The organism is Peribacillus frigoritolerans (assembly GCF_030676415.1).
Taxonomy (GTDB): Bacteria; Bacillota; Bacilli; order Bacillales; family DSM-1321; genus Peribacillus; species Peribacillus frigoritolerans_A.
This window is the reverse complement of sequence record NZ_JAUUTW010000022.1, coordinates 1-12,471: the sequence shown is the minus strand read 5'-3', so window position 1 is coordinate 12,471 and position 12,471 is coordinate 1. Positions and strand designations below refer to the sequence as shown.

The following is a 12,471-nucleotide window of genomic DNA, read 5'->3' as shown; positions in this document are numbered from 1 at the left end:
ATAATGAGTACACTGAATGTTGAGTTTACCGATATCGCCATTATTGGTATGGCATCTAGATTTCCTGGTGCAAAGACGCCATGTGAATTTTGGGATAACCTTATTGCAGAGAAGGAATCAGGATATACATTTAATGAAAATGAATTAGAAAAATCAGGGGTGAAAAAAGATTCATACAATAAAAATGAATATGTGAAAAGGGGAGTAGTATTAGAAGACATTGAATATTTTGATGCGGATTTTTTTGAATTCACACCTAATGATGCTAAATTAACAGATCCACAGCAAAGAATTTTTTTAGAATGTGCATGGGAAGCATTAGAAGTATCTGGGTATCCTTCTAATGCCAACCCGAGAAATATTGGTGTATATGGTAGTATGAGCCCAAGTACTTACTTGCTTCGTAATATATGTCAAAGTAAGGAATATGGAAAGGATATTTTAAGTTATCCAGTAATGCTTGGAAATGATAAAGATTTTCTGAGTACCCGAGTATCTTATAAGTTGAATTTAACTGGACCAAGTCTTTCTATTCAAACAGCTTGTTCTTCATCTTTAGTAGCAGTACATGTTGCTTGTCAAAGTTTAATTAATGGAGAATGTGAAATAGCATTAGCTGGTGGAGTAAGCATAACAGTTCCACAGCAAACGGGATATTTGTATAAAGAAGGTGGAACATTATCCAAAGATGGTTATTGTAGATCATTTGATGATGAGGCTACTGGAACAGTGAAAGGAAATGGATGTGGTATCATCCTATTAAAACCACTTGAAAAAGCTTTGGAAGACCGAGATACAATACATGCTGTTATCAAAAGTACAGCCATTAATAATGATGGAAGATTAAAGGTAGGATTCACAGCTCCAAGTCCAACAGGTCAAGCTAATGCAATCCATGAAGCAATTGAAATGGCTGGTATTACACCAGAAGATATTGAATATATTGAAACACATGGCACTGGAACTTCTTTAGGTGATCCAATTGAAATCAAAGCATTAAGTGACGCATTTTCTACTACAAAAAAACAATTTTGTGCAATTGGTTCAGTAAAGCCTAATATTGGTCATTTGGATGCTGCTGCTGGAATAGCTAATGTGATTAAAGCAACTATGGTTCTAAAGGAAAATACAATTCCTAGAAGTATTCATTATAAAACTCCTAATAAGAAAATTGATTTTCAAAATAGTCCATTTTACGTTAACGAATCGTTACAAAGGAGAAACAAAGAAAATCCTTTAGTCTATGCAGGGGTCAGTTCTTTGGGAATGGGAGGAACCAATGCTCATGCGATATTACAGAAGGCACCGGAAAGGATTCCAGAAACTCAAGTAGGGCCACATATCCTCATTTTGTCGGCTAAAACTGAAAACAAATTAGAACAAATGATTGATCAATTGCAACAACATATTAAAAAACATCCCAATCAAACTTTATCAGATATTGCTTATACTCTAGCAGTAGGACGTAAAGTGTTTGATGCTAGGACATACATGGTTTGTCACGATAAAGAGGAGTTACTGGATGAATGTAAAAGTAACCAAAGCGAACAAACGAACCAAGTTTCAGAAACTAATTTAAAACCTTATACATTTTCCATTTCGGCAACAGCTAATCGAAAATACTATGTTCAATTATATAATGAATTAAACGCCTATCGTTTAAAAGTGGATGACTTAATTCAACAGATTGAAACAAAGTCAAATATAAGTTCATTGAAAAAAAATCTATTAGAATCGGATCATGAGGATTTTCGTTGTTCAAGTGAAGATATTCTTCTTCAATTTGTTTGTCTACATTCAATTGCAAAATTACTGCTTGATTTAGGAATTCATCCTACAAAAATCAACTGTTCTGATCAGATTTCAGATTTTGTCGCAGCGTCTATTGTAGGAATTTGGAGCACAGATAAAGTAATCGATAGTTTACTAAATAAATTGTATGGCTTAGCTGATAGACAACAAGTAATTTCAACATCTAAGGGAATTAAAGTGATTTCTTCTAGTGGCAGAGATATTCAAGCTGTTATTTCTAATCCGGATAGCCATTGGATCGGAAGATGTTCCGTTTCAGATCCTAAGGGATTTACTGAACATCTCTTTAAAAAAGAAGTAACCCTGTTTTCAATACCAATTATGAATCCTGAAAGCTCTCCTGCATTTGCCTTTTTAGACCAAATAGGAAAAATGTGGATTTCAGGTACCGAAATTGATTGGTCATTATTGTATGATAATCAGGCAGTAGGGCGCATACCTTTACCGACTTATCCATTTGATAAAAAGAAGTTTTGGATTGATATTGATTCCAATTTTGAAAAAGAAACGAAGACAAATAATATTAATATAGGGTCAGAACAAAACGATTCACTAGAAAAACAAATCACATATATATGGGAAAAAAGTTTAGATATTGAAGGTATTCTTCCAGATGATGACTTTTTCCTAAACCTTGATGGAGACTCCCTTACAGCAATTGACATTATAGCGGATATAAAGAGTCAATTAAATATAAATGTATCGATGGAAGAGTTTATGACCCATTCGACTTTAAAAAGTTTAATCACTCATCTACAAACTCTACATCAGAGCCAAAATCTCTTCAAGCTGAACTCTGAACAAATTGTATTGAAAATCAAAGATGGAACGCAGCCAAGAAATCTATTTTTCATTCACCCTTCAGGTGGAACTGTAATGATTTACAATCAGCTTGCTAAATACTTAAATGAACATCCTACGCTATATGGAATTCAGTTTCCTGTTGAGTTGTTGAATTCATCAAATTTAAGTATGGAGCAACTTACAGAGCGTTATATATCTGAGATTCGAAAAGTTCAGCCTAAAGGTCCGTATCTTATTGGGGGTTATTCTTTTGGAGGGAACCTTGCCTTAGAAATGGCCTTGCAATTGCAACAACAAGGGGAACAAGTATCTGATCTAATTATGATCGATAGTTTTGTACCTTCAACCTATAATAGTCAGAACATAGACAATGAAAAGTTTGTAAAATCTTTCCCGATTTTAGTAAATGCATTATTTAGGTCTAAGAAAAGTTTGGGTAATAAGATGATAGAACAGCTTCAAGAACAAACACTAGATGAAATGATAGAGTCTTTATGTAAATTAAATGTTATTCCAAAAGAATTTCCAGTAAGTGATTTGAAGCAATTTTTTGAAATATGGTGTATGAATATTCAAATACTTCAAAAATATAAACCTCAAAGCAAATTTATGGGAAGTATATTGATCTTTGATGCAATAGAACGAGGTTCTGATCTTAATGATCTTACGAAATATTTGGGTGAATTAGACATTAGTAAAGAAGAATGGAAAAATTACATTGATGGTAACCTAAATGTTATTTCTCTTTCAGGTGACCATTATTCAATTTTTAACATACCAAATAATTTGCAAATTATATGTGAAGAAATCGAAAAGAATCTTTCTTTATTACTTGTATAAAGGTTAAAAAAGGAAGTGGATACTTTACCTTTATAGGTTCTCCAGTTAGTGAGTTTTCTTTACAGATAGATAAATGTTTATTGGAGGAAATAATTGGGCATGCCGATTCAATCAATACAGTTAGAATCAGTTTTAACAAAAAAGGAAGTTATTCCTGGTTTAGATGTGTGGTTTGGTAGTTTAATTCAACCTAATTGGATTAAGAGAAGATTAAAAGAATATCTTTTATATGAAGAGAAAGAGCGTGCAAAACAATTCATTGACCAGAAGTCTCGATCTCGTTATATCATAAGCCGCGGTTTATTAAGATGGATTATAGGAAAATATATTAATGATTGTCCTAAAAATATTATGTTTAAATATAATCCGTATGGTAAACCATATCTTGATGAAATCCATCGAACTGGGATATCTTTTAACTTGTCTCACTCTCACGATTATCTTTGTATAGCAATAGGGAGTGGGAAAGATATCGGGATTGATGTTGAATTTGTAAGGCAATTATTTAATTTTATTTCAGTTATTGATTATATCTTTACAGAAAGAGAAAAGCAGACCTTTTTAACTCTTGAACACTCAAAACAATGTGAGTTTTTTTATGAAGTATGGGTTCGAAAAGAAGCCTTTGTAAAGGCCATTGGCAAAGGTTTATCCTATTCATTAACATCATTCGATGTATTAGATCTAAATATCGAGATAAAGGCTGAAAATGGTCACTTAACAGGATGGGAAATAAAAGAGTTAAATCTCGATACTAATTACAAAGCAGCTGTGTGTTACAGAAATATATAGCCAAAAAATATTATTTTCTAAATTAGTATGAGCAGTTTAATTAAAAATGATTTCTTTATTAGAAGAAATTAAAAATAAATGACTATCATTATTGCAAATAAATACTCCTTTAAGCAGATTTAAAGTATGGACTTTTATGTCTTAACGGTATTTAGATTTATGTATTTAGTCAAACAAGTGGGGAAGTCATCCCCGCTTTTTATTTGGAAACTAGTCTGATGGGTAATAACGGCATTCAGATTAACGGAATCATGTATCCCACAGATATAAATACACAGGAACCCCCAATTTTACAAAGAAACCTCCGGAAAATGAGGGAATACAACACGGAATATTGTGTTATGGAAGTTACATCTCAAGGGTTAGACATGAAGCGTGTAATGGGGTGTAACTTTAGAACAGCCATATTTACAAACCTTACTCAAGATCACATAGATTATCACGGCACAATGGAACAATATAGGAATACAAAAGGGCTTTTATTCTCTAGGCTCGGAAATACATTTAAATCTAAAGATGAAAAATATGCTGTCCTAATGCAGATGACCCAAGTTTTGAACATTTTCGTAAATTATCAGCAGTGGAGGTTATTACTTACGGAATCAACAATGAAGCTGATGTTTCTGCAAAAAATATCACCATGACATCGCAAGGAATTCGGTTTTTACTGATTACTTTTAAAGGAGAAATTGAAATACACCTCCAATTAGTAGGGGGTTTTAATGTTTATAATGCATTAGCTGGTATAACAGCAGCGTTAATTGAAGGAATACCCCTTGAGAATATTAGAAGTAGTCTTTCCTTGTTAACAAGTATAAGTGGCAGGATGGAAATAGTGGATGAAGGACAAGATTATCTTGTTTTAGTTGACTACGCTCATACACCAGATGCTTTAGAAAACGTATTAAAATCAATTAAAGAATCCACAAAAGGAAAAGTAATTACTGTTTTTGGTTGTGGTGGGGATAGAGATAAAGGAAAACGACCAATTATGGGAGAAATCGCTAGCAGATACGTAACAATGTTTTTGTTACTTCTGATAATCCACGTTCAGAAGACCCTATTAAAATTATGAATGACATAGAAAAAGGAATGAAAAAGTCTAATTCATTACAATATGAATTACTCGCTGATCGAGAAGAAGCTATATATAATGCTATCAAAGAGGCTACTTCAAATGATGTTGTTATAATAGCTGGAAAAGGTCATGAGACCTATCAAAAATTAAAAGATAAAACAATTCATTTTGATGATAAAAAAATAGCGAGAAAGGCAATATCTGAGAAGTAGTATTAATTACTTTGTCTTAACGATGCTTTAACCAGGCATCTTCTTTTTGTTTGTGAAATATTGTACTTAAACTATAGGGTGCTTTAGTTGATTAAGGAATACAAAAATGATCAATCTTTTTTATAAAACAATATTCCAATTAAATAGTATAAGCGCATGTTTTGATTAATCTTTTTTCAAAACATGCCCTTTCTATTTATTCATTTATCAAGGTTGTTTGTATTAATTTGATCAAACTTTGTGGTGATGCCATGATCCATTCTTTTTTTTATTTTTACTCTGTATAAATTAATCGCTCCCAAAGCTACAGATATTCCGGCCAAATATAGGGCTTGTTGATAACTGTTCAATAGATTAACGACTAATCCGAATAAAGAGGGTGCTATGACAATGAATAATTGATTTAATGTCAATGCTGAACTCACCGTTAAACCTATAAAACGTGAATCCGATTGCTCTGTGATACAAGCAATAAAAATGGAATACCAACCAATGGCTACAAAACCCAAAAGAAAACAAAATAATAGCATCAAGATTTCCATTTCAACAGTCATGATGAGTGGCAGCATCACTGTAAGAATTACGGTAACAGCCATCACAATTAGCAATAACCTTTCCCTTTTACCTTCAAAGAATTGATCACTCGCCCATGCGATGACTACCCGTCCAACCATACCACCTATTAAAACGACGCTTAAATATTTTCCTGCCTCTGTTAATGAATAGCCCCCTTCGTTATGCAAATAACTCATAAAATGCGCAATGATAATCATCTGTAATGACATCATCACAACACCTACTATATACATCGGATATAACTCTTTATTATTTTTGATGACATTCATTTTCTCCTTGAACCCAACCGAGGTTGATCCCGTTACACTCGTTCTTTCTGGTTCGTTATATAATAATAGGAAGAGCAGCCCTCCCATTATTGCTACGATCCCTTGTACTACATGTACTGATGGCAAATTGAAATGATAATATGTATAGGATAAAACTGCAGAGGCTAAAGATCCTCCAATTGGTATTCCCGTCTGTCTTATCCCTAGAGCCAGACCTCTATGTTCGTTTGGAAACCATTTTACGATGGCCGTGCTTCCACCGGTTTGAGCACTTCCGTACCATATACCAACCAACAATAATAAAAGCAGCAATACCATATAATCATTAACAAAAACTAGCGTTAAAGCTGAGAGCCCCAATAAAATGTTCCCCCACCCGATAATGTGTTTTTCCCCCTTTTTATCCATCAAATAACCGAACGCCAGCATTGAAAACATTGGACCAATATTGACCGCTGAAACAATGAAGCCTGTTTGAAGTGGTGTTAAATTCCATTCAATTTGATAAAATGCAGCGATGGGTCCCATGCCATATGTCACAAAGGTTGCTGCAGTTTGGGATAACGTGGCCACCAATACGATTAACCATTTATAATATGTATGCATTAAGAAATGCTCCCCCTATGCTTGATGTATCGTTCAATAATAATTCGGTGGGATAAATTCTTATTTTTAGCTTCTAGCATTATCTAGTCTCCCTTACTTATTAAGCTAACTAGAGTTTACTCTGATTGCCCAGAAGCGTAAAATGGAGGAAAATGATAGGGTTCATAAAATTTTTTTATAGGGTGTGCCAACTATATGAACATCAAAGAAATAGCATTGAAAATTGAAATATTAAACCGTCAAAATTTAAGTAAGTCTGCAGAAATCACGAACTACACTCAATCCGCCCTTACGGCTAAAGTGAAAAAAATAGAGTCGGAAATTGGCAACCTTGTTTTTAAACGCACGCCCCAAGGATTGAAAATCACTAGCGTAGGAATACAGTATAAAAACTATCTTCAACTTATTGCACAAGAGTACGAAGAATTTTTACAAAACATTGGTGCCTTTCAAACTAACTCTAAAGTGGACTTTGGCACATCACATACAACCTTGAAAATCTATGGTGCCCACATCGCGAATACTTTGAATATGAACGACATTCAAATGGATGTGGATTTCGCCGTAGATTCCAGTAATGCCATAAACCAAAAAGTGCACAATTCCGAATTAGATTGTGCACTCATTAGTGAACCTATTAAGAAATATCCCGACTTAACTTATGACATCGTTGCAACTGAAACATTCGAGATCATTTCAAGTAAGGACCATATCATCAATTTTGATTGGAAAAAACCTATTACATTGCTCGTATTAAGTATAGGTTGTATGTATACAAGAGCTGTGACCGAATGGCTTATGAATAATCAAATACCATATAAATTAAAGGAAATAAAATCAATCAGCAGTATCCAAGATTTTTTGCAAATCAGCAATACCATTGCAGTATTGAATACTAAGCTTATAGATTTATATAACTATACAAACATTCACTATTACAAATTAAGCTTTAACAATGTCATTAATACCGTTTTCGTTTATAAGATGTCCGACGGCGAACAGAACAATATCGTACAATTAAAAAATGTTCTGAAGACGATTGGTTAATTATAAAAAAGGGGTTTTATCTTTAGAGTTGCTTTGAACTGCAGCTCTTTTTCTTATAGAACTAACGGGTGCTTTACTTTAATAAGGAAGGTTGCTGAGGCAGCCTTTTTCTTATGGCACTAAAAGGGCAGGTTAGTTCAACAAGCTTTAATTAAGAAATATTCCCATTTCAAACTTATTTAGAGCAAGGTTATTTCTTGCTTTTTTCTTTGTGTTTTAAAGTTGCTTTTTATTCAGAAAGGGTATTTATTTTTGAAAAATAATACTTTTAGTGTAAAATTACACTAAAAAGGAGGATTTAGTATATATGGAAAAAGAAGAATTCATCAATTTAATATCAGAAAAAATGAAACTTGTCCGAACAGAACAAAGTTTTTCTCAAGATAAGATGTCTGAAATTCTAGGGATTTCAAAAAAAACACTAGTTCAAATTGAAAAAAGAAGAACAGAAGCCAATTGGACCACTGTTGTTGCATTTTGTGCTTTGTTTAATCATAGCCAATTGTTGATATCATCAATTGGTGACAATCCAGTTGAGTTTGTTCAGTTAATTACTAGCAAAAATGGTGGTACGCCTAAAGAAAAAACAATGGGTGGTAAGATATGGTGGAAAGAAATCGAGTATAGAGGGGATTTTCGTTTGCAACAAAATTTGATTAGTAACCATTACCGTATATTGGATCAATATGATTATCGTTGGCATAGTTCTTTTGATAAAGAAGAGAGTTTAAGTCGATTAAATGAATTACAGGAGGTGGGGACTATCGAGATAGACAAAGGTATAGGGATGGGGATATATGAAGAATAAGATTTTGCTGTTGATTTAAAATAAAGTTTGATAATTTGTAAAAAAATTCGATTAAAACCCAGTATTTGAAACAGTTATCTTATAACTTAAATATTATTGTTGATTTTGAATTGGAGGTGGGATTGATGATAAAAGCTAATGTTCTTATACTTGGAAGTATAATTTTGGCTACCATATTAGGAATATTTGGTCAGGGAATTTCTTATTTTATGAATGAAAATATTGCGAAAATATACCCTATATACTATTTAACTGGCTTAACAATGATAAGTGTTTTCTTGTATTTAGTTACACCTGTATTAACTTATATATCTATTAAAAAGCAAAAAAATGAAAAAGATAAATTTGGTGTATATCCCCTTGCAATTTGTGCCATAGGTTTACCGACTTCTCTTTGGTCATTATTTGTTTTTAGCTATGTGGTGGGGTTAATGAAGAATCAGCAGAAGTTTCCTCAAAACAAACAGATACATATAAACTTGTTACTAGAGAGGAGCAAGATCGTAGAGAAGGTATGGTAGCTGAAGGAAAAGATGTTACCACAGTTATAACAGCAGAAGAGCAAAATATGGTAGAAAATAGTTCAGCTCGACAAGGGTTTGTTCCACAAGAAAATGGGACAGGTTTCTATTTCGTAAAAGAGAAAAAAATTAAGTTTAGTTGTTAAATTAACAGGTGCTTTACTTCAATAAGGAAGGTTGCTGAGGTAGCCTTTTTCTTATGGCACTAACGGGGCAGGATAGTTCAACAAAATTCTGATTTAACTCAAAAACTACGATAATAAATGTAGCTTGATTCAGGCCTATATCTGGAGAATCCAAATATTAGTATGATACAGTAAATATAAGGAATGTATAGATATCATAACGAGGTGGGACGAGAAATGATAAAGGGTCTTTATGAAGCACATTTACCTGTAAGTAATCTTGAAAACTCAATAAAATTTTATAAAAAGTTAGATTTAGAAATTGCATATCAAAATGATAAATTAGCTTTCTTCTGGATTGAGAAAGGTAAAAGTTGGCTTGGTCTTTGGGAAACAAACCATGTAGAAATTCCCTACCATCCTTCAATACGACATGTAGCTTTACAAGTAGATATAGAGGACATGACATCAGCAAAAGATTGGTTAAATAGTAAAGGAATCGAAATTCGTACAACCTTTGACTTAACTGAAGAACAACAACCTTTAGTTCTAGATAACAATCCATAAGCTCACGCAGCTATTTATTTTGATGACCCAGATGGAAATGCTCTTGAATTGATTGCTCCTTTAAGATTGGACTTTGAGGAATATTTTGGAGACATGTCATTAGAGGATTGGTATAGACGAAATACTGCTCACAACTAATTCTGCTCTGCTTCAGTAACGGATTATTGAGTTTAACAAGGGGATTGCTGTGGTAATCCTTTTCTTTATGCAACTAAGGATAGTTCTAGAAGTGTAGCTTATTCGAACCGTGAGTATTGACTATTTTCATCAAAACACCTAAAATTTAGAAATGGTAATGATTAGGCGGTGTGAATTTGTTAACTAATATAGGAATTCCAGGATTAATTCTATCATCTCTTTGCGTAATATTAGTTTTGATTTTACTAAGAAAACTGGTGCAATCTATTAGACGGTAAAACCGTCTTTTTTTTGTCACAGTATATGTCACCTCTACAATAAGTCTTATGGAACTAAGGGGCAGTTTAGTTCAAGAGTGCTGTTTGATCTTTGTTCAACAATTGGGCCATTTAATGGAGTACAGGGCAGGAATATTTTGTAGGGAAGTCGAAGTTGTTTTATCGAATAGCAACTACGGTATCGAATTTTTGAAACTATTTGAACATGATGGCATTCACGAAATAAGGTTCGCGAATATTCCAATAGTAGAGGGTTTACGAAGTGTTGTTCGTTAACAAGATGTTATATGACATACCCGAAATCCCAATTTCACATTTTCCTATACTGTGACTTTTCTTTGTTATCATGAACTGTGACAAGGTGTTTTTTGTTTGGAAGGAATTTGTAACTTTTTAATAGAATAATTATGAAGATGATCAGATAATAAATTTTTACACATAAGGAGATAAAACTATGGCAAAAAATAAATTACTAAGAATGGACAATGTCGGCATCGTTGTAGAATCCCTTGATGACGCAATCTCTTTCTTCGAGGAGATTGGCTTGAACCTCGAAGGGCGAGCCACTGTCGAAGGTGAATGGGCTGGTCGCGTAACCGGATTGGGTTCTCAGTGCGTAGAGATTGCTATGATGGTTACCCCAGATGGCCACAGCCGACTTGAACTTTCGCGATTTCTCACCCCACCTGCTATATCAGATCACCGGACTGCTCCTGTAAACGCCCTCGGTTATCTACGCGTCATGTTCACCGTTGAAGACATTGACGAAATGGTTTCCAGACTCACTAAGTATGGTGCTCAGCTCGTTGGCGAAGTGGTTCAGTACGAGGACTCGTATCGGCTCTGCTACATTCGTGGAACCGAAGGACTTCTAATCGGTTTGGCGGAACAACTCGGTAACAAATAAGTAAGTGACGTTTTATAAAAAGCCTTACTGAAATATACATTATTGAAGTAAAAATTGAAACAGAAAAGCAGTGTGAAAGTAACTCGAAGAAGTCGGGTACGTCATATAACACAGCATTCACGCTGCGGGACTCTCCGAGCCCCCTTGGTCGCCAGAAGAAGAAGCAGGGAAGCAGATTCAGGCGACAACCCTGCGAGCCTAAGAACTTCGTTCTAAGCTCTCGGGTTCGTGAATACGAAAACGTTATATGCCAATCCGTCTCGATTTGAAGAAAATTCTTATTCAATAAAAGGGCGCGATTCTTTAATAAGAATCGATTTTCTTAATGAACTAACGGATGCGTTAGTTCATTAAATTGGGTTGCTTCGGCAGCCTTTTTTTTATCGAACTAACGGGGCAGGTAGTTCAAGAGTGCTGTTGATTTTTGTTCAACAATTGGGCCATATTCTTGAATAACTAACGAAAGTACACTTGTCATAAGAAAGAGTCTATCAAGGTAAACTCTTTCTATTTTCCTTTTAATAACCAAAAACCAATTAATATAATTGTGATACCAATCCCTGTTCGCCAATTGGGAATTTCTTTTAGAAATATATATCCAATTGCGACACTAACTAGTATCTCCATTCCTTTAGAGACAATAAGTGAGAAGGTTAAGTTATCTACAATTTTTGTTAAAAACTTCACTCCGCATCCAATCATAATACTCGCAGACAGGAAAAGAGGTAAAAGTTTTATATAGTACCATAAAGTGGATAAAAAATTCGAGTCAATGTGCTTGGTGTGATAAGCGTAAATAGTATTAATAATTAATAAACCGCCTAACATTAATAAAAGGGCAAGGAAAATCATAATGTTGTTCTCCAATTAAATTTATTTCTATAATTTTGCCCAAATGCAAAATCTTTATGTAAAGTAAAAATGAAGTTACTCATTAGCACGAACTGTTTTCAGAATCGATTTTCTTAATGAACTCCCTCAGTTTAATAAATAATGCTCACGAATACTCGCTTATTCGCAGGATTTCAAACCACATGGTATAGGTTGCTTTAGATGAACGAAAGAGATAGGACCGTTTTGATAAGATGAGG

Annotated in this window: 9 protein-coding genes and 2 pseudogenes; 9 read left to right on the top strand and 2 right to left on the bottom strand. The window is 33.9% G+C overall.

From position 1 onward, the window contains the following. Positions 1-3 precede the first annotated feature (3 nt). The 3 genes and pseudogenes from Q8G36_RS19085 to Q8G36_RS19075 all read left to right on the top strand — a co-directional run. Entirely contained in the window at positions 4-3,456 is a 3,453-nt protein-coding gene (locus Q8G36_RS19085) for a type I polyketide synthase (protein WP_305162776.1), read from the top strand. Between the two features lie 99 nt (positions 3,457-3,555). Continuing rightward, positions 3,556-4,248: a 4'-phosphopantetheinyl transferase family protein gene (locus tag Q8G36_RS19080; RefSeq protein WP_305162789.1), complete on the top strand. Its 693-nt coding sequence runs from the start codon at positions 3,556-3,558 to the stop codon at positions 4,246-4,248. 173 nt (positions 4,249-4,421) lie between these two features. After that, positions 4,422-5,538 (top strand): annotated as a pseudogene (locus Q8G36_RS19075) (UDP-N-acetylmuramoyl-L-alanyl-D-glutamate--2,6-diaminopimelate ligase); the annotation flags it as partial. A 200-nt stretch (positions 5,539-5,738) separates the two neighbouring features. Here the strand turns inward: Q8G36_RS19075 and Q8G36_RS19070 are convergent. Then, the gene (locus Q8G36_RS19070; RefSeq protein ID WP_305162775.1) at positions 5,739-6,989 is read right to left on the bottom strand and encodes an MFS transporter; all 1,251 of its coding nucleotides are present in this window, start codon (positions 6,987-6,989) and stop codon (positions 5,739-5,741) included. 195 nt (positions 6,990-7,184) lie between these two features. On the opposite strand from Q8G36_RS19070, the gene Q8G36_RS19065 reads away from it, so the two are divergent. The 6 genes and pseudogenes from Q8G36_RS19065 to Q8G36_RS19040 all read left to right on the top strand — a co-directional run bounded on the left by Q8G36_RS19065 (position 7,185) and on the right by Q8G36_RS19040 (position 11,380). Continuing rightward, positions 7,185-8,036 carry a LysR family transcriptional regulator gene (locus Q8G36_RS19065; RefSeq protein WP_305162774.1) on the top strand — a complete coding sequence of 284 codons (852 nt, stop codon included), beginning with the start codon at positions 7,185-7,187 and terminating at the stop codon, positions 8,034-8,036. Positions 8,037-8,343: 307 nt separating this feature from the next. After that, the gene (locus tag Q8G36_RS19060; RefSeq protein ID WP_305162773.1) at positions 8,344-8,844 is read left to right on the top strand and encodes a helix-turn-helix transcriptional regulator; all 501 of its coding nucleotides are present in this window, start codon (positions 8,344-8,346) and stop codon (positions 8,842-8,844) included. Positions 8,845-8,969: 125 nt separating this feature from the next. Next, complete coding sequence (locus Q8G36_RS19055) at positions 8,970-9,365, top strand: hypothetical protein (protein WP_305162772.1); 396 nt, start codon at positions 8,970-8,972, stop codon at positions 9,363-9,365. After that, entirely contained in the window at positions 9,359-9,511 is a 153-nt protein-coding gene (locus Q8G36_RS19050; RefSeq protein WP_305162771.1) for a hypothetical protein, read from the top strand. The genes Q8G36_RS19055 and Q8G36_RS19050 overlap by 7 nt, the downstream gene beginning before the upstream one ends. A gap of 216 nt (positions 9,512-9,727) precedes the next feature. Next, positions 9,728-10,195, top strand: a pseudogene (locus tag Q8G36_RS19045) (VOC family protein). 732 nt (positions 10,196-10,927) lie between these two features. Next, positions 10,928-11,380 (top strand): VOC family protein, encoded by a 453-nt coding sequence (locus Q8G36_RS19040; RefSeq protein WP_305162770.1) that lies wholly within the window; start codon positions 10,928-10,930, stop codon positions 11,378-11,380. Between the two features lie 507 nt (positions 11,381-11,887). On the opposite strand, the gene Q8G36_RS19035 is transcribed toward Q8G36_RS19040, so the two are convergent. Next, positions 11,888-12,232 carry a hypothetical protein gene (locus Q8G36_RS19035; RefSeq protein WP_305162769.1) on the bottom strand — a complete coding sequence of 115 codons (345 nt, stop codon included), beginning with the start codon at positions 12,230-12,232 and terminating at the stop codon, positions 11,888-11,890. Positions 12,233-12,471: the final 239 nt, after the last annotated feature.

Excerpts from the sequence above, each read along its gene's own strand:
- Q8G36_RS19085 (WP_305162776.1), top strand. The coding sequence starts at position 4 with ATGAGTACACTGAATGTTGAGTTTACCGATATCGCCATTATTGGTATG.
- Q8G36_RS19080 (WP_305162789.1), top strand. The coding sequence starts at position 3,556 with ATGCCGATTCAATCAATACAGTTAGAATCAGTTTTAACAAAAAAGGAA.
- Q8G36_RS19070 (WP_305162775.1), bottom strand. The coding sequence starts at position 6,989 with ATGCATACATATTATAAATGGTTAATCGTATTGGTGGCCACGTTATCC.
- Q8G36_RS19065 (WP_305162774.1), top strand. The coding sequence starts at position 7,185 with ATGAACATCAAAGAAATAGCATTGAAAATTGAAATATTAAACCGTCAA.
- Q8G36_RS19060 (WP_305162773.1), top strand. The coding sequence starts at position 8,344 with ATGGAAAAAGAAGAATTCATCAATTTAATATCAGAAAAAATGAAACTT.
- Q8G36_RS19055 (WP_305162772.1), top strand. The coding sequence starts at position 8,970 with ATGATAAAAGCTAATGTTCTTATACTTGGAAGTATAATTTTGGCTACC.
- Q8G36_RS19050 (WP_305162771.1), top strand. The coding sequence starts at position 9,359 with ATGGTAGCTGAAGGAAAAGATGTTACCACAGTTATAACAGCAGAAGAG.
- Q8G36_RS19040 (WP_305162770.1), top strand. The coding sequence starts at position 10,928 with ATGGCAAAAAATAAATTACTAAGAATGGACAATGTCGGCATCGTTGTA.
- Q8G36_RS19035 (WP_305162769.1), bottom strand. The coding sequence starts at position 12,232 with ATGATTTTCCTTGCCCTTTTATTAATGTTAGGCGGTTTATTAATTATT.